Genomic DNA, 23,648 nt, shown 5'->3' with positions numbered 1-23,648 from the left:
GGAGCAGCGTCCTCATCTTTGAAGGAATACGCTAACATTCCACTCCCGAGCCATGTTTTCCGCCAACGCACTGTCAACACCCCAAAGCCATGACAACCGACCTCGATAAAACAGACCGCGCGATCCTCGCCGCGCTGCAGAACGACGGCCGCATGTCGAATGCACGGCTCGCCGACATGGTCGGCCTGAGCGAGACACCTTGCGCCCGCCGCCTCAAGCGCCTCGAAAACGACGGCTATATCGATCAGTACCGCGCGATGCTTTCGCGCTCCGCCCTCGGCCTCGGCGTCGTCGCGTTCGTCTATGTGCGTTTTGCCGTGCACGACCGCGCGGTGGCCACCCGTTTCGAACGCGAGGTCCAGGCAATCCCGCGAATTCTGGCGTGCCACAACGTGTCGGGCAGCGCCGACTATATTCTGCAGGTGGTCGCGCGCGATCTCGACGATTACGGCACGTTCATGCGCGATGAGATGCGCAGCCTGCCGGGCGTGACTTCGGTGGAATCGGCGTTGTCACTCCGGGAAATCAAGGCTAACGGCGGCCTGCCGCTGTCCTGACTGCGGACGTGGCATAGTCACGCATTTGATACGGCGCGAGCCGACCAGACGAGCACGGAGTTTTCATGGATCACGAACAGGCGAGAGCCGAAGAATCAGCCGCGATGGAGCGCGTCTTGACTGCAACCACGCGGGTAAAGGCGGCCTTCGCGTCACTGCAATCGCAATTCCCGCCGGCCGGCAGCGGCCAGCCTTCGCAGTTCGCGCTGCAAACGTTCGACGCTGCGTTGCAGGAACTCGAAGATGCGCAGGCCGCATTCGACGAATTGCTTGGCGATCTGCTTGACGGCAATCGGTGAGTGGCATAGCCGGTCTCTTCACTGCATAGCTGCTGCGTAGGACGCGTGCGGTGGCCGTCTTCAGTTTCCACCGAGGCGGGCGTCGCGTTATTCGGGGAGGCGAGCGGGGCTTGACCGTTAGTTGCGTATCGACGTCATGGAACTGGAATTCCCACAACGCCGCATCGCCCATCCCCCTACCCGGTCCTGCGGGCTTCAACGTGCCACTGCGTCCAGAAGCGCGTTGAAACGGCCGGCGGTCCACTCAGAAAACGATATTGGTCCGCAACCCGACGATCGCTTCGTTACCGACGCGTTGGGACGGATTGCCCGGATCCGGAATACCGCCCGCCGGCCGGAACACATATTGGAAGTCCGCCTGCAACTGCCACCACGGTGCGACCTGATACTGGTAGGTCGCCTCGACGACAGTCTCGGCGCTGCGCGATGGATAGCCCGGTGTCGTCAGCGAGGCGGTATCGCTCGCGAGCCCTTGAGCACGCGAGCCGATCTTCGCGTAACCGACGGCCAATCCGGCAACGTCGTTGTCACGCCCTTTGAACGGCGCTTTAAGTGTTACACCCGCATTCACGCCGAGGTCCACCAGATTCCGATCACCCGGCGCGCCCATGACTCTCGCGAAAAGACCCACCGACTGCGGACTGTCCCCGCCCCGTTGCCAGACCGTCTGATCGGCCACTGCGTAGAAGCTGTAATCGCCCCGGTGACTCGCCGGCACGCCACTGCTCGCCGGATTCGCCAGCGACAAACCGGCACTGTCGAAACGCTGGTCCGCAAATTTTTGCGTGTTGTACCAGAAGCCCAGCTTGTAGGTGCCAGACAGACCGGCTGCCTGCGTACCCGAGGGATTCGCCGCAGGCTGGTTGATGGCGTACTGCACCTCGCCGATGAACAACGCGCCGCCACGCAGATTGAAATTCGTGCCGTGGCGGTTCTGTTGCTGTGGGTCGCCCGTCTCGCTGCCCACCGGATTGCCGTCGAAGACACCAGCCATCACAGTCCAGGCATCCGAAGGCCTGGCGCGCAATCGCACGCCGAGTGACGACAGCGGATAGGCAGGGCCGCCCGCCGGCATATCGACCGACGGCAACACAGGCCAGCCGAAGGTCGCGTTGACGAACGGCGTCGCGAACTGGCTCACCATGAATTCCTGGTCGAGACTCTGCTGCCCGACCTTCAGGTCCACTTTTCCGCCGATCAGGGATTGCTGATACCAGAGCTCCCATAGTCTCGTCGTGTCGTCGGCCTCGATACCGCTAGCGCTTTGCAGGGTCTGCAGATTCCGTTGGCTCAGATTGCTGCCGTGAATCTGCAATGCCGAGACATTAAACGTGCCACCCGGCAGTCCCACCGCTTTTTCCGTGTCGACGACGATACCGAACTGGGTCAGTCCATCGTAAGCGCCGCCTCGTTTGACGCCGCCCGACAGGTTGTTCAGATACTCGCTGGTTTCCTGCAGGTTGAAGGTCACGCCGTAGTTGCCGAGCCAGGGGCGCAGCCCGCCCATGTCGTCGAGCAGATTCGAACGTTCCCAGAGTCCGGTGGGCGCGGCAGGGGTCTGCTCAGCGGCAGACGTCTGCCCTGCGGCCGGAGACTGAACTGCGGCAGGCGCCTGATCCGAGGCGGGCACCGGATCCACTACCGGCGTCTGTGCCAGCACGGACGGCGCCACGCCGACCGACAACAGAAACGTCAGCCCGACGTGGCCGCCCGACATCCACCACCCCGCTCTTTCAGGGACTTTCTGCGTGAGACAAGTCTGAGCGCCGCGCGCGCGGCGCGCCAAAGAACGATACGACAACGATTTGACGAACATAAGCTCACTCCCATCGGGTCCGGCAAAACCGGGCGATGTACGAAGACGTGACCGAGTCTCGCAAACAATGCGATACCGATCAAACAGAGGGAGCGTGCGACTGGCAGACCGGCTGGAACCGGTCACTGAAGACGCGCGCTAACCCGAACGGAGCGAGTTAGCGGCGAAGGAGTAATCCTGCTGCTAACTCGCGGGTACTGCGCCGGCGTAGACCGGCATCGGACTTCCACTACTGGAGCATGTGTCCACGGGGGACTCCTTTTGCTGAGACGGGCGGATTGTATTCGGCACACTTATAAAATCGCAAGTAAAAATCACACAAAAGAGATCGCACTCCGAATTTGCTGGCGAGCCCGTCACCTGCCCCAGCCGTTGCCCTGCCGTTGCCCTATCCACCGCTGCATCCGCGCCCTTCATTCCCCTGTCCTTCCTGTCACTTCTGAAAGACTCAGCCTTGCCAGCAATAGCGAAGTGCGTTGCCGCACGCATAAAAAAAGAATATTTGCTTCGCTTAACGAAGCATGTTGACTTCTGCTTGCGGGAGTGCATAAAATTCGCCAGTCATCACAAACGGGGCCATTGCCTTGGACATCAGCAGTAGTCGATTTTCGAACAGTTTCACTGCCTGACCGGCCCGACGCCCGCGCTCTCTTTTCTCAGCCGCCGTCTCGCCAGCAGGCAGACGGTGCGCGCCGTAGTAACTCACCCCGTGCACCTTAACTAGCGCCATTCGGCCGCGCCGTGCTTACGCACGTCCCGCAACCATATGGCATCGCGTCGCGAGCATCCACTCGCGGCAGCGTTCGCTCACGCCGGTTCGATCCATTCGAATTCCGGTGCGGTCGAGCGCGTGGACGAGCACGTACTTAACGAACGCAGATTAGCAACGTCGATAAGCAACGCAGATAAACAAAACCGATAAGGAGCCGCCATGCCGGACAGTGACAGTTATCCCTTATGCCGCTCAATTGCCACGCAATTTTTCATTTGCCTGAGGAAAGCAAGTAGACGTTCGCCGCCGCGCGCGTAGTGCCGGCCGCGCTCCGTGTCTGTTGGCTTTCCGCAACCCGCGTCAAGCCATACGCACCGGAGAAATACCATGTACATCGCCGTCCTCGTACCGACCCTGCAGCAAGCGCATATTCACAGCGACGCTGCACTCGCGCTTCACAGCATCAAGCCGCACTGGCTCGCCGTGTCCTGGCAGCGCGTCAAAGCGCTCATCTCGAACCCGGCTTCGTAATTAGGCACTGTCAGCACCCGCACGCCTTCGCGATCCGCATGCGCCGCCGTCGCTCGACCCCATTCGACGACACTCGCGCTGCGGATCCCGAAGACGCGCCACTGCATACAAACCACATCTACTCAGGCGGCCAAAAATGTCCACTCCAATCAATGTCTCACCGCCACGCAGCGCCGTTCTCGACGAAGCCCATCTCGGCGACATCAAAGGCGCGCTCGGCACCATCGCGCACCACGATACCGCGCCTCGCAACAACTGGTGGGCCCGCATCCGAACGCTGCTTGCGATCCTTGGGCCCGGCCTCATCGTGATGGTCGGCGACAACGACGCCGGCGCCTTCGGCACCTACACGCAAGCGGGACAGAATTACGGCACCACCTTGCTGTGGACCATGCTGCTGCTAGTGCCCGTTCTCTTCGTCAATCAGGAAATGGTGCTGCGTCTCGGCGCCGTGACCGGCGTCGGCCATGCCCGGCTGATCTTCGAGCGCTTCGGCAAGTTCTGGGGGGCATTCAGCGTCGTCGACCTGTTCATCCTGAACGCGCTCACTATCGTGACCGAGTTCATCGGCATCACGTTCGTGCTGGATTTCTTCGGCATTTCGAAAGTGGCCGGGGTCTGCATCGCCGCCGCAGTGACAATGGCCGCAGTCAGTACGGGCAACTTCCGGCGCTTCGAGCGCTTTGCGGTCGCGCTCTGTCTGTTGAGCCTGTTGCTGGTGCCCGTACTGGTGTCGATTCATCCGCCGGTCGGCCAGATGGCGCACGACTTCCTGATTCCGAACTGGCCCGCCAATTCGAAACTGAGCGATGTGATGCTGCTCGTGATCGGCATTGTCGGCACCACTGTCGCGCCGTGGCAGTTGTTTTTCCAGCAGAGCTATATCGTGGATAAACGCATCACGCCGCGCTTCATGAAGTATGAGAAAGCCGACTTGTGGATCGGCATCGTATTCGTGATGATCGGCGCGGTGGCCATGATCTCGTTCTGCTCTGCACTGTTCGCAGGCAAACCCGAGTTCGGCAATTTCACGGATGCCGGCGGCGTGATCGCCAGCCTCGAAAAATATGCCGGCCGCACACCCGCGGTTCTCTTCGCGGTTGCTCTGCTCGACGCCTGCATCATTGGCGCGGCCGCCGTCTCGCTCTCCACCGCTTACGCAATCGGCGACGTGTTCAAGATTCGCCACTCGCTGCACCGCGGCGTGACGGACGCGAAGGGCTTTTACGTCGTCTACTTCGGCATCATCGCGGCCGCAGCGACGCTGGTCCTGATTCCCGGCAGCCCGCTCGGTCTTCTGACTGAAGCCGTGCAGACGCTCGCAGGCGTGCTGCTCCCGAGCGCGACCGTATTTCTGCTGCTGTTGTGCAACGACCGTGCGGTTCTTGGTCCGTGGGTGAACTCGAAGAAGCTCAACTTCTTTACAGGCGCAGTTGTCTGGGTGCTCGTCATGCTCTCAATCATCCTGACTGCATCGGTGATGTATCCGGACATTACCGGCGAAGCAATCATTGAAGTACTGGCCGGCGGCACGCTACTGGCCGTGGTCGGCTACGCTGCAACCGTGACGGTTCGCAGGCTGCGGCTCGCATCGACGGATACAGCGGCTTCCGCGGTCGCCCAGGCTTCCGCTGGCGAGCAGCAGTTTTCGAAAGAAGCACGCAATATGTGGCGCATGCCACCCCTGGAAGAACTGCCGGCACCGCAACTGACGCTATCCAAACGCATCTGGATGGGCGTGCTGCGCGGCTATCTGATCGTGGCGGTCGCACTCGTTGTCGTGAAGGTCGTGCAGATGACGTTGCTGCATTAAACCAATGCTGCCCGCCTGCTCACGGTTACTCCGGTGAGCGGCGGGCAAACGGCAGACCTTCGCATTACACGCCCCAGCGTAGTCCCGGCGTATGCACTGCGCTGTCCCAATGGCGCTTCATCTCATCGTCGAGCACGCACAGTGTGATCGATGCACCGGCCATCTCCAGCGAAGTCGTCAGCGCGCCTACCTGCACCCGGCCGATATTCAGCCCGCGCTGCTCGAGCCACGTACGCGTGGAATTGAAGAGCAGATACAGTTCTCCAAGCGGCGTACCACCGAGCCCATTGACGAGCACAAGTAATTCAGCATGTGCCGCCGGCTTCAGATCTTCAGCAATCGCCGTCAGCAACTCGCCCGCAATCGCGTCAGCGGGTGCGAACTTCGCGCGCCGACGCCCAGGCTCACCATGAATGCCGACACCCACTTCGATCTCGTCGTCGCCGATTTTGAACGTTAGCGTACCGGCCGCCGGCACCGTGCAACTGGTGAACGCCACACCCATCGACGCGGTGCGCTTGTTGATGCGGTCGCCAAAGGCCTTGCATTGCTCGAGATCCGCGCCGCTCTCCGCCATACTGCCAACCAGTTTCTCGACGATCACCGCGCCGGCCACGCCGCGCCGCCCTGTCGTGTAACTCGAATTCTCCACGGCCACGTCGTCGTTGATCAGCACCATTGCATTCGGCACCTCGGACATCTCCGACGCCATTTCAAAGTTCATCAGGTCACCGGAGTAGTTCTTCACGATGAAAAGCACGCCGGCACCGGTATCGACAGCCCTTGCTGCGGCCATCATCTGATCGGGTGTCGGCGACGTGAAAATCTGCCCCGGACAGGCCGCATCGAGCATCCCATAGCCGACGAAGCCTGAGTGCAGAGGCTCATGGCCAGAGCCGCCACCCGAAATCAGCGCAACCTTGCCGGGCTTCAACGCCTTGCGACGCACAAACACCGGCTCATTGTTCAGCACGACCAGGTCGCTGTGCGCAGCGGCGAACCCCGCCAGACTCTCGGCGAGAAAATCGTCCACATCATTGATGAATTTTTTCACGGTCTCTCGCTCCTTCACTCGTTATGAAGCGCCAGGCGCGCGCATACCGACGCAATCATGATCTGACTCGAACGCGCTCCCGGATCGATGTGTCCACGCGAACGTTCGCCGAGAAACGACGCCCGCCCTTTGGTCGCCAGCATATCGCGGGTAGCGAGCATGTTTTCCTCCGCGACCCGCGGCAACGCATCGCGCACCTCTTGTGATGTCGCGCCCTGTGCGGCCAGTTCGTCGAAGCGCTTCGCGACCGGGATCAGGACGTCCATCATCGTTTTGCTGCCGACGCCGGTCTTGCCGCGTTGACCGACCGCTTCGACCCCCGCGGCAAAAACGTGCGCAAAGCCCGCTGTATCCGGTGCATGCCGTTCGGAAGCTTTAGACATGCCGCTCAGCAGCGAATAGAACAATGGCCCCGACGATCCGCCCACCGTCGAGAGCACCTTGGATGCCGCGATTTCCAGCGCGGGGCCGAATGCTGCGGCTTCGATGTCCGACCTCACCGCGAGCAGGGCCTCCATGCCTCGCAGCAGATTGAAGATGTGATCGCCATCGCCGATCTGCTGGTCGAGCAAAGCGATCTCGTCGGTATGTTCCTTCAGCGACGCATATGCGGCGTCGATGCACGCCATGACCGTTTTGCCGTTCATGTCGCTATCCTCCTGCCGTCGGCTCGGAAATATAAAAGGCTGCGCGCCGGCAGCGAAACGCCGACCGATTGCCCGGGCGTGAAATTGCGCTCCGCCACTGTCGTTGCCACGACGGCGGTTCCCGCGCGATCGAGGATCAGCAGGTGCCGCAGCGGCGAATATTCGAGCACCTTCAGATTCAATGCGTCCTGTGCACCTGAAACATCGCGTTGATCCCGCGTGTCGCCGTCATGCAGCACCACGTCTTCGGGACGGATTGCCACTGTGGCCGTACCCGCCGGCATATGCGCCGAATCGAACAGCGCAGGCGGCAGCAGGTTGATCGGCGGAGAGCCCAGCCGCTGCGCTGCACTGAGCGAAACCGGATTGCCGTATACCTCGCGGGGCGTGCCGAGCTGTACCAGACGCCCATGTTCGAGAATGCCGATACGATCCGCGAGCGTCGTCGCTTCAACCTGATCGTGCGTAACGTAAACAATCGTTGCGCCGATCGTGCGATGCAGGCGTTTGAGTTCGATACGTAACTCTTCGCGCAGCTTTGCATCGAGCGACGACAGCGGTTCGTCCATCAAAAATGCCTTGGGTTGCCGCACGAGCGCACGCCCTATCGCCACGCGCTGCATTTCGCCGCCTGAGAGGTGTGTCGCCATATTGTCGAGCTTCGATTCCATATGCAGCATCTCGGCCACCGCGTGGACTCGCGCGCGCACCTCGGTCTCGCTGCTGCGCCTTCTTGGCGAGCGCAGCGGAAAAGCCAGATTGCCGAACACAGTCAGATGCGGATAGAGCGAGTATTGCTGGAAGATAAACGCGACGTCGCGATCCGATGGATGCACGCCCGTAGCAATGGCGCCATCGATCAGTACATCGCCGGTATCCGGTCGTTCCAGCCCGGCAATCAGACGCAGCGTAGTCGTCTTGCCTGCACCGCTCGGCCCAAGCAACACGATGAACTCGCCATCATCGACGTCGATCGAAAGATCGTCGACAGCGCGGATGTCGCCAAACCGTTTCGATACATTGCGCAACTGGATTTCAGCCATGAGCCTCTCCGTATGCGGGAATCGTTTGAGCGGCGCGTGGCAGCAGGCGGCCCGTTTGCGCGTCGTACAGCAGTGTGCGCTCCTTGCGAAACGACAAACCGACCGGCGATCCGGCAGGCAAACCGTCGTCCTTGCCCGCCCGCACGCGCACGACGCCCAACGCGGTCTCAATCACCAGCACCTGATGCGAGCCGAGATATTCATCGGCGATGACCTTGCCGCGCAGTGGGCCGCGCTCGTCGATCACCACATGCTCCGGGCGAATGCCAAGCAGAACACGCTCGGCCGCCGCCTCGCAACGTGGTACAGGCACTGCGGCGCCGTGAAGTTGTACCGCTTCGCTACCCGCATCGACACCGCGATCGACCGGCAGGAAGTTCATCGGCGGACTGCCGATAAAGTTGCCGACGAACACGGTGGCCGGAAAATGATAAATCTCATGTGGCGGCCCGGCTTGCAGCACTTCGCCCTTGTTCATCACGACAATGTCGTCGGCCATCGCCATTGCTTCGCTCTGGTCGTGCGTCACATAAACCGTCGTTGCCGCGAGCGCGTTATGCAGCTTGCGCAGTTCAAGACACATCAGCTCGCGGAAGTCCGCATCGAGCGTCCCAAGAGGCTCGTCCATCAGAAAAGCCTTCGGCTGCCGCACGATCGCGCGGCCGAGGGCGACGCGCTGCCGGTCACCGCCCGACAGGCCGCCTGTTTTGCGATCGAGAATGTCCTCGATGCGCAGCATGCGTGCGACCGCATCGACCCGCGTCGCGATTTCCTTGCGCGACACATGCTCGTTCTTCAGCGGAAACGCAATGTTGTTGCGCACCGTCATATGCGGATACAGCGCGAACATCTGAAACACGAACGCGATATCGCGCTGACGTGCACGCAGCGCTGTCACGTCTTCGCCGTCGATCAGAATCTGCCCTGAGGTCGGCAACTCGAGCCCGGCGATCATCCGCAGCGTGGTGGTCTTGCCGCAGCCCGACGGACCGAGCAGTACGACAAAGCGTCCCGCATCGATCGTCAGACTGGTGCCGCGCACCGCGACGAAATCGTCGAAACGTTTATGGAGGTTGGCAAGCACGATGGTCGACATGGCGCTATTCCGGGAAATGGCTCGTCACGAGGAACGCAAGTGCGCCCACCAGAATGACCGGAAACGACCACGTGAACAGCGCCAGCGAAAACGGCTGAACCAGCATCGCCATGCCGGCGCCGATCAGCACGGTGGAGGCCGTTTCGCTATAGCTGCGGCGCAGCCAGCGCCCCTGCGTGAGAACGAAATCACGTTTCATTTGCGCACCGCTCCAAATGTGATACCGCGCAATAGATGTTTGCGCAGCACGACAGTAAAGAAGAGAATCGGCAGTACGAATAGCGTGGTCGCCGCCGCAACAGCGGGCCAGTCCTGCCCGCCTTCGCCGATGATGAACGGAATGAACGGCGGCATGGTCTGCGCATCGCCGCTCGTCAGCAAAGACGCGAACGCATACTCGTTCCACGCGAAGATCAGACAGAAAATCGCGGTTGCCGCAATGCCGGTGATTGCCTGCGGCAGCACGACTTTGACGAAGGCCTGCAGACGTGTGTAGCCGTCTACCAGCGCCGCCTCTTCGTATTCGCGCGGAATCTCGTCCATGAAGCCCTTCAGCAGCCACACCGCCAACGAGACATTCACTGCCGTATAAAGCACGATCATGCCGACATAGCTGTCGCTCAGGCCCAACGCGCGATACATCAGGTAGATCGGAATCGCGACCGCTATCGGCGGCATCATACGAGTCGACAGAATAAAAAACAGCAGGTCGTCGGCGAGCGGTACTTTGAAACGCGAAAAGGCATACGCCGCGAGCGTGCCGAGAAACACCGCGAGGAAAGTCGAACCGAATCCGATCACGAGCGAATTGACGAAGCGCGGCAACACCTTCGACGGACCCGCGATCACCATGCTGCGCTTGCGCACGTCGCGCTCATACCAGGTTTGCGCAGGCGGCAGACTGGCGATGAATTCCGGCGTCTGCCGCGAACGGATCGTAAACAGGTTCACGTAGCCTTCCATGGACGGCTGGAACAGCACGACTGGCGGATAGGCGATCGCGTCTTCCTGGGTCTTGAAGCTCGTCAGGAAGATCCAGACCATCGGCAAGGTGGCGAGCAATGCATACGTGATGACGGCCGCGGCGGCGAAGCGCTTGGCGCGCGGCGACGACGCCACCACCGAGTATTGACTGGCAGTCGGTCTCATCGTTGTTTCACCCGGTTGAGTGCCTTCACATAGATGTTCGCCGCACCGAACACCGTCACGAAGAGAATGATGGCCAGCGCCGACGAATAGCCGGTCTGCCACTTCTCGAATGCGGCGCGCTTTAGCGTGATCGACACGGTTTCGGTTACCGAACCCGGTCCGCCGGAAGTCAGCAGGTTCACCATGTCGAACATCTTGAAGTTCTCGATGCCGCGAAACAGCACCGCCAGCATCAGGAACGGCAAGGTCATCGGCAGCGTGATCGACCAGAACTGCCGCCACGGCGTGGCGCGATCCACTTCCGCCGCTTCGTAGATGTAGTCGGGAATCGAACGCAGACCCGCGAGGCAGATGAGCATCACATAAGGTGTCCACATCCACGTATCGACCATCACGATGGTCCACGGTGCAAGCGAGACGTCGCCGATCATCTGGAACGACCCGGGAGCAATGCCCGTGAAGAAGCTGACGATATCGTTGAAAAGACCCGTTTGCGGTTGCAGCAGAAAGGTCCAGAAATTGCCCACGACGGCGGGCGAAAGCATCATTGGCAGCAGGATCAACGTGGTCCAGAAACTATGCCCGCGGAACTGCCGGTTGATCAGCAACGCGAGGCCGAAGCCGAGCAGCACCTCCAGTCCGACCGACCAGAACACGAAACGCGCCGTGACTTGCATGGCGTACCAGATGTCTTCGTCGGTGAGAATATCGACGTAGTTGTCGATGCCGACAAAGTGCGCCGGCACGCTCGGCATATTCGACTTGAAATTCGTGAACGAGAGACGCAATGCCCAGATCAACGGGAAGATGTTGATGGCGAGCAGCAGCAGGATCGTCGGAAGAATGAACAGCCACGCAATGGTTCGGTCCGATAGCCCGGCCAGGCGCGTGCTCACGCGCGCCCGTGCGCCTGACTCGAGCCCAGCCGACGGAAAAGGCTTGTTTGCCAACATGCCTGACTCCTTTAAGCGGACCGGCGGCAATCCGTGCAGGCGGCGCCGGTCCAGTCGGGAAACGCGCTAGTTCTTGCCTTCGGCCTTGAAGACCTTGTTCCAGTCTTTGACCAGAAGATCGAGCGCTTCCTTGGCCGTGCCCTTATCGGCCACCACGTAATCATGCACGCGCTTTTGCATGTCGAGCAGCAGTTCGGCGTAAGCGGGCTCCGCCCAGAAGTCCTTCACGATCGCCATCGACTTCAGGAAGGCCGGTGCAAACGGGGCGCTCTTTGGGAAGTCCGGGGCATCGACCACCGACTTCGCCGCCGAATAACCGCCCAATTGCCACCATTTCTTCTGGACATCCGGCTGCGCGAACCATTTGATGTACTCGAGCGCGTCGTCTTTATGATCCGAGTACGAAACGACCGAGATGCCCTGCCCGCCCAACTGTGTGAACTGCTTCAATTCACGCGGATTGACGAAGAACCCGATCTTGTCGCCGCCGACGTTCGGGTCTTTATAGAGTCCCGGGAAAAACGCAAACCAGTTCATCTGCATCGCCACCTGGCCTGACTTGAACGCGTCGAGTCCTTCCTGCATGTACGCGTTGGTCATTCCCGGTGCCGTGCAACACTTGTAGAGCGCCTTATAGAACTCCAACCCCTTGATCGCGCCCGGTGAATTGACGAAGCCGTCCAGGTGATAAGGCTTCTTCGGGTCTTCGTATTCGAAGCCGAAGTTATAGAGCGCGTTGGTCACGCCCATCGTGATGCCTTCGGAACCGCGCTCGGTGAAGATATACGCGCCGTACACGGTCTTGCCGTCGATCTTGCGGCCCTGGAAGAACTCGGCGGTTTGCTTGAGCTCATCCAGCGTGGTGGGCGGTTCGAGTTCGCGTTTATATTTTTGCTTGAACTCCGCGCGCAACTCCGGGCGCGCGAACCAGTCCTTGCGATATGTCCAGCCGACCGCGTCGGCCATTGCCGGCAATGCCCAGTAGTTCGGCGTATTCTTCGGCCACTCCGAGTAACCGACCACGGTCGCCGGCACGAAGTCGTCCATCGATATCTTGTTCTTCACGAAGAAATCGTTGAGCTTGACGTAGTGCCCATTAACCGCCGCGCCGCCAATCCACTGGCTATCGCCGATGATCAGATCGCATAGTTTGCCATGCGAATTAAGTTCATTGATGAAGCGGTCGGCGTAACTGGTCCACGGCACGAACTCGAACTTCATCTTGATGCCGGTCTTGCTCGTGAAATCTTTCGACAGTTCGACGAGTGCGTTGGCTGGATCCCATGCCGCCCAACATAATGTCAACTGCTTGCCCTGCGCCTGCGCGCCCGTCGCCATGCCGAATCCCAGCGATACGATGGCTGCCGCCACTACCCTTGCTGACGTAAGACGTAACATGTGTCTTCTCCTTGTCTTTCTCGGGTCTCCAACCTGATATGGAACAGCGCCCATGCGCCGGGCACCGCGTTTCGGCTCCAGCGGATTCAGACGGCAATCCGCGTGTCGCGAGCTTCAGGCATGCGCATTCTCACGAAGATAAATTCGGGTTTCCGGCGTTGGGATGGCGAGCGCGCCACGCACGTCGTTAAGAAAATTAATCGCGGCAAGGCCGGCCCAGTGCACGATGCCTCGCACGTCCTGATCGAGAATCACATCGATCGCGCGTTCGGTGAGCTGGCTGCGGGTCTCCGCGGTGCATTCATGGCCGATCACAATCAGACGGGCCTTGTCGCCGGATTCCTGCAATGCCGCGGCAATCCCGGAGATGCCGCCGCCCGTCGCATAGACGCCGACCAGATCCGGATGGCGTGCCAGCAAACCCTGAGCGGCGAGACCCGCACCGTCGTCGTCTTCGGCGAAATCGGGCTCGGCGATCCAGCGCAGATTGCGAAAGTCCTCTTCCAGAACCTGCGAAAAACCAGTGCGCCGCTCCAGTTGATCATGCAGGCGTGACGAGGCGGAAAGCACCGCCACCGTGCCAATGCGGGAACCGAGAAATCTGCCCATCAACAAACCGGCCGTACGACCGGCGACCCGGTTATCGACGCCGACATACGCGGCGCGGCGGCTCGACGGCAGATCGGAGAACACCGTGACGACAGGCACGTTCGCCGCGCTCATGTCTTCGATCAGACGTTCTACCCATGGATAGTCGAGCGGCACGAGCACGAGCGCGTCGTAGCTGGCCACCTGTTCGGCGAATGTGGCCGTGTCGCGCTGACTGGAAAAATCGCAGCGATAGAACGAAGGGATGATGCGGTGTTCGCGAAAGAAGCTGGCGGAGAGCGCGATACCGCGCTCGACATGATCGAGAAAGCGCGAGTTGATCTGGGGAAGCACAAAGGCGACGCGAAACGAACCGGCCTTCGCCGGGCGGCCGCGACTCGCGCGTTCGTCGCGCAGCGTGGCCAGCGCAAGGTGAACGCGCTCGGCAGTTTCCGGACGCACGGCCTGATCGTCGCGCAACACACGATCGACCGTGGCCACGCTAACGCCCGCACGACGCGCAATCATCATACGTGTAGCCGGCATGTGTCTCCTCCGGTGCCGAGCCAGAAGTCGTTTTGTTTTATGAAGGTAGCTTTTTCTGCGCGAAATGCAAGTTTTTTTACTTCGTTAAATCCATCATTTTTGATGGCATGGTGCGGCGCACATGAAGGTGTGAAGCAATTGGCAATGCGATGCCGAACGCTCGCCATGCTGAATCACTTGCACCGCACAAGCGTCAGTTCCCATCCGTCTCGATAGCCGGTTCGCACAGAATCGGAAAGTTGACCGAGTTCGCGATATAGCACTTCTCATGGGCCGTATGATGCAAACGCCCAGCCAGCTCCAGGTCGCCGCCTGCCTGAATGACGACGTGCGGCCGCAGAACGATCTGTGAAAAGCGGCCCTGCTCCGGACTATCGAGCATCGTGCCTTCCGCGTTGTCGCGATAGCTCAAAACAACGATGCCCGCATCCGAACAAAGATGCAGATACCAGAGCTTGTGACAGGCGGACGCTGAGGCGACCAGCAGATCTTCCGGGTTCCACCGGTTCGCGTCGCCGAGAAATGCGGCGTCCGATGACCCGGGAATGTCAGGCTTGTTTCCCGCGGCGATGATGTGGTCTCGACCGTATTCACGGTATCCCGAGGTGCCGCTGCCGCGGCTGCCTGTCCATTGCACCGATACCGCGTATTTGTGCTCGCCGTACGCCATGCCAATCTCCTTCGCTGTTGACCCGGATTTGATTTCGCAACAGGCGCATTCTAAATGCGCGCACCCGTTTTGGTATACCATTATTCCAAACGACAGGAACTCGACGCACATGGACCACAAACTGGATTCGACGGCCGATGCCATCGCCGCCTCACTACGCGAACTGATCGCGACCGGCGAACTGGAGGATGGCGCACGGCTGGTCGAGCGCGAACTCGCCGATCGCTTCGGCGTGAGCCGGGTGCCGATGAGAGAGGCGATACAAAAGCTCGAGGGCGAAGGACTGGTTGAACTCATGCGCAATCGCGGGGCGGTCGTGCGCACCTTGACCGAGTCGGACCTGGACGAGATTTACGGCCTGCGCATCTTGCTCGAAGGCGACGCCATTTTCCACGCGGTCAAACGCATGGACAGTGAGACGTTATCCCGCGCCGAACTCGTTCATCGGCTTCTGGGAGATGCCGATACCGCGCAAAGACAGGGTGAACTGAATCGCGAATTTCATGAACTGCTATACCGGCCGTGTGCAAACAGCCGGCAATTGAAAGCGATCCGCGAGCTGCGCGCTCAGGTCGAGCGCTACGAGCGATTGCAAAGCACGCTGCTCGCCGATACACCGGCGTTCCAGGACGAGCATCTCAAGATTCTCGAAGCATGCGAGACCGGCAACGCACGCCTCGCGCGATCGATGACGGCGGAACATCTCAAGTCGGCGAAGCGCATCGTTCTGCAACTGGTTCGGGCTGAGTGACGACTACTGTCCGAACGCTTTTCCCGTCACGTTCGGTGCGCGAGGATCCGGGCTCATATTCAGGCTGGTGCCGTTCGCCCGCATGTTGTTGAGCGCCGGGCCGGATCCAGTGCCGCCGGCTCCTCCGATCGCTGGGGCGTGGCCCAGGGTGCCCAAGCCTGGCGTTGGGCTCAGCCCGGCCGCGCCCGCCCCCAAACCCGTTCCCTGCCCTGCACCATTCATCCCACCTGCCTGCAAACCGACCATACCATTGGCGTTAAGGTTTGCCGATTGAGCGCAAGCCGCGCCCGTCAGACCCATCATCAGCGCTGCGGCCAACAGGGTCTTTGTCACGATTTTCATAGCCCACTCCATCATGCCGTCGAATTGCCCGACCCATGCTCCCCGCACATCGTAGCGAGGTCGAGCCAACGACGCTCGCAAAGGAACCCGGTCAAACGGTAAGACCGCCCGCCAGCCACTTTTGTTCATCGCTGAAAGCATCCGGTTTCCAGACAGCAACCGGCGCGCGTCTGGCGAAGATTCGCCACAATCGTCTGCAGCGCTTCCTCGACGAATTTACCGACGAAATCTGACCGGCCCATCTTCGTCGGCAATTTGTACAAATGCTTACAAAGCAGCGTGCGTCTGGCGTCCACCGGCCGCGCTGCTGCCGCGTTATTGCAGGCATCTACCCGCGGAGCCCGCAATGAACACGAACCTCACCTCCAGTAATTCGCAGCGCAGCCGTATCCACCCCCTGGTCGCCGGCGCAGCAGTAGCCGTCATCCTCGCGAGCGCCACCGGCATCGCAGCGATGACTGGCCTTCTGCCTACCTCGCACGCCGTTACCGAGCCCGCGCAGCCGGCCACCACGGTCGCCGCGCAGGTTGCCAGCGCTCCGGTCGCCGCGCCCCAGGCGGCCCCGGTTCAGCAACCGGTTCAGCAAACGGTCCAGCAAGCCGCACCGGCACGGCCGCGCGTGCATCACACGCACAGCACGCCCGCCGCGGAGACACCGAGGTACGCAAACAATCAGGGCTACCAGGCACCCTATGAACCCGCGCCGGCAAGGCCGGTCGCCGACCCTTATGCGGGCGAAGTCGTCGCCATCAACACGGTGCAGGCGCCTGAGCCGACCACCGGGCTCGGCGCGCTGGGTGGCGCGGTCGCCGGCGGCCTCGTCGGCAATCAGATCGGCGGCGGACGGGGCAAGATTCTCACCACCATCGCAGGCGCTGTCGGCGGGGGTCTTGCCGGCAACGGGATCGAGCACGCCGTGCGCAAGCAGACCACCTATCAGGTCCAGGTGCGTATGCAGGACGGCAGCTACCGCAACTTCAGCTACCCGACGCAACCGGACGTTCAGATCGGCGAGCGGGTCCACGTATCCGGCGATTCGTTGACGGCTTCTTAACGGGCGAACGCGGGGCAAACGCGGGGCGAACGCATCTGGCGATGTGCTGACGGCTTCGTGAGATTGTGCGCCGGCATGTCGCCCGATGCCGGTTGGCAAAAATGTGGCGCAGCGCCGTGCGCGTTATGATCAACCGTTACGCCAGAACGGCTGATCGCGCACGATGGAGCACGCCTACATCCACCTTTTGCATCTGCTTGCCGGCCATCCGGCGTGGATGCTCACGGTCGTCTTTCTTGCGGCCTTCCTGGAGGCCGTCGCCGTCATCGGCACCTTCATCCCGGGCAGCACTGCGATGTTCCTCGCCGGCGCACTGGCCGGCACCGGCTCACTGAGCCTCGGCTGGGTGTTCCTGTGGGCGATCGCCGGCGCCATCGCCGGGGACGGCATGAGCTTCTGGATCGGTAGCCGCTACAAAGACAGGATCGTCCAGTTCTGGCCGTTTCGCACCCACCCGCAGATACTCGACGCCGGCCACCGTTTCTTTCAGAAACATGGTGCCAAAGGTGTCGTGTTCGCCCGCTTCGTCGGACCACTACGAGCGATCGTGCCGGTGGTGGCAGGCATGCTGGGTATGACGCCGCTGCGCTTCTACGGCATGAATGTACTGTCGGCGCTGCTGTGGGCTCCCGCGCATATCCTGCCGGGCGTGGTCTTCGGCGCCTCGGTGCTGCTGGCCGGCGCGGTGTCGTTCCGCCTCGTTGTCATCATCGCGTTGCTGGTGGGCATCGTCTGGCTGAGCTATCGCGCGATGGAGTTCCTGGTCTCGCATGCCGGTGCGTGGTCGAGCGCGGCGGGACGCTACCTGGGAAGCTGGGCGTGCCGCCACCCAGGCCCGTTCGGCCGATTCGCGCGGCGGCTGCTCGACCCCGAACAGCCGGATGCCAGCAGCATCGTGTTGACGTCGCTGGTCGTGCTCGCGGCGGGTGCGCTCTTCTTCGGCGTGCTCGATGACGTCGTCAGCGGTGATCCGCTGGTGAGCGTGGATCTGTCCGTCTATCACTTCCTGCAATCGGTGCGCACGCCATGGAGCGACACGGTCCTTGCAGGCGTGGCGACACTCGGCAGCGTCTTCACGCTGACGGCGGTGGTCGTGACCGTGGTGGTGTGGATGCTGCTCGAGCGGCGTTGGCGCGCCATCGGCTACTGGCTCGCCGCGGTCGTGTTTTCCCAATTGCTGATTTTCGCCCTGCAGTTCGCCATGCACCGCGCGCCGCCCAATGAACTCCTGTCCGACGCGTACGTGTTTCCGAGCAATCACGTCGCCGCGACGGTGATCGTCTACGGCTTCCTCGCGTTCCTGCTCGTGCGACGGGTCGGCATGCTGGAAGGTTTGCTCGTGGCGACCGCGAGTATGGTGGTCGTGATCATGGTCGCGCTCGCAGGACTTTACTTCGGCAGGTACTGGGTCTCCGACGCGATCGGCGGCGCCGCGCTCGCGTACATTTGGGTAGCCATCGTCTCGCTGACGGCGATATTACGGTATCCGGAAGTGCCGCCCTCACGCGGCTTCATGCCGGTCGTGGTTCTGGTGGTCATGCTCGCGAGCGTGGGCCTGCAACTGAGCGTCAATCCCCTGGCAGCGGCGCCGGACCACATGCCTCACCCGCAGCCCGTGCTGGTCACGCAAGCGCAGTGGACAGTGTCGCTGTGGAAAAGACTGCCATGCTATCGCTCGGACATGGGCGGCGACCACAAGGAACCGCTCACGCTGCAATGGGTGTCGAACCTCGATTCGATCAGGGGGCAACTGCGCGCCCAGGGATGGATCGAGGGCACGGACCTGTCGGCGCGCAGCCTGCTCTCGCTTGCCTCGCCGAACGTCGCGGCGACATCGCTGCCGGTATTGCCGAAGCTGAACAACGGCGTGCCTTCGTCGCTGGTCCTCATGCGCCCCGGCGACACGCGCGACGAACGCGACGTCCTGCGTTTCTGGCCGAGCGGCTATGCCGTGGAGAACGGCGCGTCCGCCACGCCGCTGTGGGTCGGGTCCTTTGCGCACGAACGGCTCGCCCGGGCATCGTGGCCGATTAACATTCTGCGAGTCGACAAGGAAGAGTCATCGCTCGATGCGCACACAAGAGCAAGCGCCGATCTCGGCGCGGCGCTCGTGGCCAGGGTGAGTTGTCAAGGCGTGCCAGTGTCGCTGCTGGCCTCGCCGGTGGAATGAGCGGCGCGTTGCCGATGGTCTGCCTGGGTCTGCCTGGATGTGCGGGTTCGCCGTACCGATCAGGAAATCGCTCTGCGCTCAATCACTTGGCGGCTTTGGCCAGGACTTGTCCACAAGGATATGAACATTTTCTGTGGATAACCTGCGCTATTCGACTCGCACATGCCGGTCGACGTCCATTCGGGAGGCAGCTCGCACGAGCGTCGTACAGCCTGCATCGCAGATGCCGTCCTACGCGCGACGTCATGCTCGAGCGCCCTTCAAGGCGACGCCGGGCGGATCGCGCTGGCAATATCGCGGCTCACCGTTCCGAGCGCCCTGCTGTATGCCGCGACCACACCATCGAAGCCGGCGCCGGTGCAAGGCTCGTGGACCGTGCTTCGGCCGCTTAGCGCCGGTTTCTTCCCCGGCGACGCGACCGACCACAACACGTCAACCGTCACCGCGTCGCCAAGCGCCGCATCGAAGCGCTGGATGTCGAGTTGTACCCGGTAAGCCGACGCCGGATCGCCGCCCATCGCATAGGTGGAGACAAGCGGGACGTTCAGCAACTGCCCCAGGTCGGCGCCTACCACACGCGGGATCTGGCTTTTCAAAGGATCGGCCCAGCGGGCGAATTCGTCGATATCCACCTTGTTGTCACCGGAGCGCACCACGATCTGCGGCCGGTCGACGAGATCGGGCACGGTCACCACCGTGATCAGGACCGCAATCGGCGCTGCAGGCGGCATGTCCGTCTGCGCGGCCGCCGGGCTCAACGTGTAGAAGTCCGACTTGGGCGACGAAGCGCAACCGTACAACGCGGCGAGCGCCAACGCCACTGCTACGATTAAGGATGGGCGCATCATTTCTTATCCTCCAGCTTGCCGCGGATCAGTGCCTCTGGATGGCGCTCGAGATAGTCCGCCAGCGTGCGAATTCGCGGTACGGGCCTATGCAATTGCTCGTCAGACAGGCGGTACACCGTCGAGCGCGGCGCGCACCGTCTTCACGAACAGTTCATCGTTGAAAGGCTTGCGCAGCCAGGCAACCGTACCGGCCGCGAGCGCATGCTCGCGTACGCTGATCTCGTCGTGTGCAGTAGTGAAGATCACGGGCATGCCTTTGCCGGACAAGCGCCGCTGGACTTCGAGTCCATTGAGCCCGGGCATCTGCACGTCGAGAATGACGCAGTCGGGTCGATACGACGGCATCGAGGCGAGAACGTCGAGGAACGCGTCGCCGCTGGCGAACGTTTCGGCAGCGATCCCGATGGAGCGAAGCAAGCGCTTGATCGCCCGGCTCACCGATTCATCGTCATCGACAACGACAACGAATGGTTTGAGTTTTCCCATGGAGAGTAGTCCGGTGTCCGGGAATACGCGGGTCAGCGCACTCCCCCAGACGAAAGCCTACGAGGCGGAAAGGTTCACGGATATTGGACCTTGGTCCCGTGTCGATGGAGTAGGGATCAGGTGCGGGCCGGGTGTGGACCGTGCGGACCTTTTGCGAACCGCACACGGATCGGCCGTGCGGCCCTTCGGCGACACGCGCACCTGAGCAGGCCCCGAACCGGGCCACACTACGGCTAACGGACTGCAATGACTTCAGCGCGAAACGTGGGTTTCGCCCGCACCGCCGAGACCGACTTTGTCCGCGACGCGCACGAGCTGGGCCAGCGAAGTGACTTCCATCTTCGCCATCACGCGCGCGCGATGAGCCTTGATGGTCTTTTCGACCGTGCCAAGCTCGCTTGCCACCTGCTTGTTCAGGCGGCCCGTGACCACGAGCGCCATGACTTCCTTTTCACGCGGCGTGAGCTTGTCCAACCGGCCACGGATCGCATCCAGCTCGCAACGCGCCGCGCGGGTCTCTGCAACGCGTTCGAAAGCGGCTTCGATCGCGCGGAGCAGATCGCAATCGTTCACAGGTTTTGCCAAAAAATCGGTGGCCCCTGCTTTCATCGCGCCCACTGTCATGGCGATATCGCCATGACCCGTGACGAAGATGATCGGTAGCATCGCTTTGAGTTCGCGCTGCAATGTCAGCCCGTCCAGGTCAGGCAATTGCACATCGAGAATCAGGCAGGCCGGAGAATCGACCTCGCGCAACCGTTCGAGAAACGCGCGGGCATTGCCGTATGCTTCGACACGGTAACCAGCGGAGTGGATCAGACGCGCCAACGCACGGCGCACGGAATCGTCGTCGTCGACGACAAAGACAAGTGAATCGGATTCAGTCATGGCCTTTATCGCGACTTATCCTCCGGCGTGGCATCGCCAACCGGCAATGCCACGTAGAATGTCGCGCCTCGATCGTTGTTATTTTCGGCCCATAGTCGCCCGCGGTGCATGTCGATAATGGAACGGCTGATCGACAATCCCAAACCGAGCCCTTGGGGTTTTGATGTAAAAAACGGCTTAAAGATCTTGTCCAGCTTATCGGCGGTCAGTCCATGGCCCCGATCGCGAACAGCGATCAACACCATGCCGTTGTCGGCCGGTTTGAGCGTGACGCACACCATACGGTCGACGGGTGGGACCTCATTCATCGCGTCGAACGCATTCAGCAACAAATTCAGCATGACCTGCTGCAATTGAACCCGATCGCCGCGCACTGGCGGCAATGTCGAGTCGATATCGAGCGTCACGCGCGTACCGCGCACGATCGCATCGCTATGCACCAGCGCCACCACATCGCGCATCACGCCGGCGAGGTCGAGAGGAATCACCTCGAGACCACCCTTCTTGACGACCGCGCGAATCCGCCGGATCACCTCGCTGGCCCGGTAATCGTCCTGGACAATATCGTTAAGAATATCGCGCAACTCGGCCAGATCGATCGGATCGGCCATCATGAAACGCTGCGCAGCCTGCACGTTGCTGAGTATCGCGGTAAGCGGCTGATTCAACTCATGTGCGAGCGAGGAAGCGAGTTGTCCCATCGTCGATACGCGTGTCAGATGCGCAAGATCCTCGCGCTGACGGCGTAACTCATACCGGTCCGTCTTGTCGATGATGAATGCGAGCGTGACGTTTTCACCTTCGAAACGAAATGCACACAGGTCGATGTCGGCACGAAACTCGGTGCCGTCCTTACGGCGCGCGCATAGATCGTCCAGCGGCAAGAACCTGCACAATTGCTGCGTGGCTGGGGGAGCATCCCAGCGTGACGCGTGGCTGTCGAAACGCAGCGCGTGAATCAGCATTTCCACCGGCTTGCCTGGCAGCTCGTTACAGTCATAACCGAAGAGCCGATCCGCTTTCGGATTGACCATTGCCATCACGCCGCGCCCGTCGAGCATCAGCGTCGCTAGCGGCAATAACGCCAGTACCTCACGAAAATAATGCTCGCCGCTTACCTGTTCGTCATTGTCATCGTCAGCGTGTGAATCGTGCACGAGCACCGCTCGCGCGACGTCATCATGAGTTCTCCTGCGCGCGGTTCTCGCGGAGGTCATCATGCGAAGCCGATCCGTAAAACGCCGTCTCGCGCGCGATGCCGGTAGACCGCTATCTGGCGCACCGAAAACCGCGGGAGGGGTGAGAAATTGTTCGGGACGCTGACGTTCCGATTGACGGGGTTGATTTAAGGAATCATGTAGAGCCGCTTTATCCGCCAGTTCGAGATGCGCTGAATGCGCCGCATGCTCACCGGGCATCCCGCGGTCGCGAGAATTCGCTCCGGCAATTGGCGGATTAACACTGCTGAACGCCGCAGATGCGCGATGCCGCAATCCGAGCACCAGCAACCCGAGAATGATCGCGGTTTGCAAAATGACGATAGCAGGCATGACGAAGCTCATGTCCGAACGGCCTCTCAAGATTCGGCACCGCGAGATTGGTTGCCAAAAGTCTTGCTGAACATCGGCGCGAGACTGCGCCTCTTGAACAGCAGGCTCATCGTCTCTTTAGACAGTTAACAAGTCGACGAAGATACGCGCTGTCTGTGGACGCATGCGGAACGAGTGCACCGGTAGGAGTTACATCTGCGGAACGCTTTCAACCGGCAAAATTAATCCTAGTACGGACGGTTAAACATGTAAACGTGATTGAGGTATTTCTTTTGCACATATTTCGGTCCGCCGACGAATGTGACCAAATTCAACCTGTCCAAGTGCTTCATCGATTGGTAACACAGTTTCACATCCCATCAATTGCACCCGTGACCATTGGCCGTGCGATAGCAGGTCTGTCCGCTCGGACTCTTATATACGCCCTTACCGTTTTTGGTCTTGGCTTCCCCGCCTTTGCTCGTCGTTGTTGTCGTGACACCGTTCTGATTCTTTTGCGCCTTCCATGCGTTGCCGGTGTTCGGGTTATAGCCGCCGGCCGCCTGCCCGTTATTGCATTCGGTCATACCTCGCGCATTAGTGGTGCATTCCGCGAATACATTGGATGAAAGCGCAAAGGCTATCAACACGAACAACACTTTCATGGTCGTCTCCTGAGGCAGCAGGCACAAGCACATGCACGGCTAC

At 61.1% G+C, this 23,648-nt stretch carries 25 protein-coding genes; 7 read left to right on the top strand and 18 right to left on the bottom strand.

The window, feature by feature from the left end:
- Positions 1–89: 89 nt before the first annotated feature.
- Positions 90–557, top strand: a complete 468-nt coding sequence (locus M0D67_RS25730; RefSeq protein ID WP_054039235.1) for an Lrp/AsnC family transcriptional regulator — start codon at positions 90–92, stop codon at positions 555–557.
- Between the two features lie 65 nt (positions 558–622).
- Positions 623–856 carry a hypothetical protein gene (locus tag M0D67_RS25725; protein ID WP_054039234.1) on the top strand — a complete coding sequence of 78 codons (234 nt, stop codon included), beginning with the start codon at positions 623–625 and terminating at the stop codon, positions 854–856.
- A gap of 244 nt (positions 857–1,100) precedes the next feature.
- Here M0D67_RS25725 and M0D67_RS25720 read toward each other — a convergent pair whose 3' ends face one another.
- Positions 1,101–2,573, bottom strand: a complete 1,473-nt coding sequence (locus tag M0D67_RS25720; protein ID WP_266240282.1) for a carbohydrate porin — start codon at positions 2,571–2,573, stop codon at positions 1,101–1,103.
- Positions 2,574–3,183: 610 nt separating this feature from the next.
- Positions 3,184–3,402: a hypothetical protein gene (locus tag M0D67_RS25715; protein ID WP_266240269.1), complete on the bottom strand. Its 219-nt coding sequence runs from the start codon at positions 3,400–3,402 to the stop codon at positions 3,184–3,186.
- A 369-nt stretch (positions 3,403–3,771) separates the two neighbouring features.
- Between M0D67_RS25715 and M0D67_RS25710 the strand changes: the two genes are divergently transcribed.
- Together M0D67_RS25710 and M0D67_RS25705 are read left to right on the top strand one after the other, a co-directional pair.
- Positions 3,772–3,915, top strand: coding sequence for a hypothetical protein (locus M0D67_RS25710; protein WP_154564325.1), 144 nt, complete (start codon positions 3,772–3,774; stop codon positions 3,913–3,915).
- A gap of 136 nt (positions 3,916–4,051) precedes the next feature.
- Positions 4,052–5,728, top strand: a complete 1,677-nt coding sequence (locus M0D67_RS25705) for an NRAMP family divalent metal transporter (protein WP_154564327.1) — start codon at positions 4,052–4,054, stop codon at positions 5,726–5,728.
- Positions 5,729–5,792: 64 nt separating this feature from the next.
- Here the strand turns inward: M0D67_RS25705 and dhaK are convergent, their stop codons facing one another.
- The 10 genes from dhaK to M0D67_RS25655 form a co-directional block, all read right to left on the bottom strand.
- Positions 5,793–6,782 carry a dihydroxyacetone kinase subunit DhaK gene (gene dhaK / locus M0D67_RS25700; protein WP_168435865.1) on the bottom strand — a complete coding sequence of 330 codons (990 nt, stop codon included), beginning with the start codon at positions 6,780–6,782 and terminating at the stop codon, positions 5,793–5,795.
- A gap of 14 nt (positions 6,783–6,796) precedes the next feature.
- Positions 6,797–7,429, bottom strand: coding sequence for a dihydroxyacetone kinase subunit DhaL (gene dhaL / locus M0D67_RS25695; RefSeq protein WP_154564329.1), 633 nt, complete (start codon positions 7,427–7,429; stop codon positions 6,797–6,799).
- Positions 7,426–8,472, bottom strand: a complete 1,047-nt coding sequence (locus M0D67_RS25690) for an ABC transporter ATP-binding protein (protein WP_266240268.1) — start codon at positions 8,470–8,472, stop codon at positions 7,426–7,428. The genes dhaL and M0D67_RS25690 overlap by 4 nt, the downstream gene beginning before the upstream one ends.
- Positions 8,465–9,568, bottom strand: a complete 1,104-nt coding sequence (locus M0D67_RS25685) for an ABC transporter ATP-binding protein (protein ID WP_266240267.1) — start codon at positions 9,566–9,568, stop codon at positions 8,465–8,467. Before M0D67_RS25685 ends, M0D67_RS25690 begins: the two co-directional genes overlap by 8 nt.
- A 4-nt stretch (positions 9,569–9,572) precedes the next feature.
- The gene (locus tag M0D67_RS25680; protein ID WP_266240266.1) at positions 9,573–9,767 is read right to left on the bottom strand and encodes a hypothetical protein; all 195 of its coding nucleotides are present in this window, start codon (positions 9,765–9,767) and stop codon (positions 9,573–9,575) included.
- Complete coding sequence (locus tag M0D67_RS25675; protein WP_266240265.1) at positions 9,764–10,717, bottom strand: carbohydrate ABC transporter permease; 954 nt, start codon at positions 10,715–10,717, stop codon at positions 9,764–9,766. Before M0D67_RS25675 ends, M0D67_RS25680 begins: the two co-directional genes overlap by 4 nt.
- Positions 10,714–11,670 carry a carbohydrate ABC transporter permease gene (locus M0D67_RS25670; RefSeq protein ID WP_154564339.1) on the bottom strand — a complete coding sequence of 319 codons (957 nt, stop codon included), beginning with the start codon at positions 11,668–11,670 and terminating at the stop codon, positions 10,714–10,716. Before M0D67_RS25670 ends, M0D67_RS25675 begins: the two co-directional genes overlap by 4 nt.
- Positions 11,671–11,736: 66 nt before the next feature.
- Positions 11,737–13,068 carry an ABC transporter substrate-binding protein gene (locus tag M0D67_RS25665; RefSeq protein ID WP_154564341.1) on the bottom strand — a complete coding sequence of 444 codons (1,332 nt, stop codon included), beginning with the start codon at positions 13,066–13,068 and terminating at the stop codon, positions 11,737–11,739.
- A gap of 114 nt (positions 13,069–13,182) precedes the next feature.
- Positions 13,183–14,202, bottom strand: a complete 1,020-nt coding sequence (locus tag M0D67_RS25660) for a LacI family DNA-binding transcriptional regulator (RefSeq protein WP_171928806.1) — start codon at positions 14,200–14,202, stop codon at positions 13,183–13,185.
- Between the two features lie 193 nt (positions 14,203–14,395).
- A complete protein-coding gene (locus tag M0D67_RS25655) occupies positions 14,396–14,872 on the bottom strand; it encodes an OsmC family protein (RefSeq protein ID WP_266240264.1) in 477 nt (158 codons plus the stop codon).
- A gap of 109 nt (positions 14,873–14,981) precedes the next feature.
- Between M0D67_RS25655 and M0D67_RS25650 the strand changes: the two genes are divergently transcribed.
- A complete protein-coding gene (locus M0D67_RS25650) occupies positions 14,982–15,623 on the top strand; it encodes a GntR family transcriptional regulator (protein WP_266240263.1) in 642 nt (213 codons plus the stop codon).
- Positions 15,624–15,626: 3 nt separating this feature from the next.
- On the opposite strand, the gene M0D67_RS25645 is transcribed toward M0D67_RS25650, so the two are convergent.
- A complete protein-coding gene (locus M0D67_RS25645) occupies positions 15,627–15,965 on the bottom strand; it encodes a hypothetical protein (protein WP_154564347.1) in 339 nt (112 codons plus the stop codon).
- A gap of 346 nt (positions 15,966–16,311) precedes the next feature.
- On the opposite strand from M0D67_RS25645, the gene M0D67_RS25640 reads away from it, so the two are divergent.
- Together M0D67_RS25640 and M0D67_RS25635 are read left to right on the top strand one after the other, a co-directional pair.
- On the top strand, positions 16,312–17,019 hold the full coding sequence (locus tag M0D67_RS25640; protein ID WP_266240262.1) for a glycine zipper 2TM domain-containing protein: 708 nt from the start codon (positions 16,312–16,314) through the stop codon (positions 17,017–17,019).
- A 163-nt stretch (positions 17,020–17,182) separates the two neighbouring features.
- Positions 17,183–19,189 (top strand): bifunctional DedA family/phosphatase PAP2 family protein, encoded by a 2,007-nt coding sequence (locus tag M0D67_RS25635; RefSeq protein WP_266240261.1) that lies wholly within the window; start codon positions 17,183–17,185, stop codon positions 19,187–19,189.
- A gap of 260 nt (positions 19,190–19,449) precedes the next feature.
- On the opposite strand, the gene M0D67_RS25630 is transcribed toward M0D67_RS25635, so the two are convergent.
- The 5 genes from M0D67_RS25630 to M0D67_RS25610 form a co-directional block, all read right to left on the bottom strand.
- Complete coding sequence (locus tag M0D67_RS25630; RefSeq protein ID WP_266240260.1) at positions 19,450–20,037, bottom strand: membrane integrity-associated transporter subunit PqiC; 588 nt, start codon at positions 20,035–20,037, stop codon at positions 19,450–19,452.
- 99 nt (positions 20,038–20,136) lie between these two features.
- Positions 20,137–20,523 (bottom strand): response regulator transcription factor, encoded by a 387-nt coding sequence (locus M0D67_RS25625; RefSeq protein ID WP_266240259.1) that lies wholly within the window; start codon positions 20,521–20,523, stop codon positions 20,137–20,139.
- 252 nt (positions 20,524–20,775) lie between these two features.
- Entirely contained in the window at positions 20,776–21,411 is a 636-nt protein-coding gene (locus M0D67_RS25620) for a response regulator transcription factor (RefSeq protein ID WP_154564357.1), read from the bottom strand.
- A 5-nt stretch (positions 21,412–21,416) separates the two neighbouring features.
- Positions 21,417–22,631 (bottom strand): ATP-binding protein, encoded by a 1,215-nt coding sequence (locus tag M0D67_RS25615; protein ID WP_266240258.1) that lies wholly within the window; start codon positions 22,629–22,631, stop codon positions 21,417–21,419.
- Between the two features lie 689 nt (positions 22,632–23,320).
- Positions 23,321–23,605: a hypothetical protein gene (locus M0D67_RS25610; protein ID WP_054039195.1), complete on the bottom strand. Its 285-nt coding sequence runs from the start codon at positions 23,603–23,605 to the stop codon at positions 23,321–23,323.
- Positions 23,606–23,648 lie beyond the last annotated feature (43 nt).

Origin of the sequence: Paraburkholderia sp. SECH4 (assembly GCF_030511745.1) — a bacterium.
Classification (GTDB): Bacteria; Pseudomonadota; Gammaproteobacteria; order Burkholderiales; family Burkholderiaceae; genus Paraburkholderia; species Paraburkholderia madseniana.
Note: the sequence above shows the minus strand (reverse complement) of the source record. Positions and strands in the feature narration are given on the sequence as shown.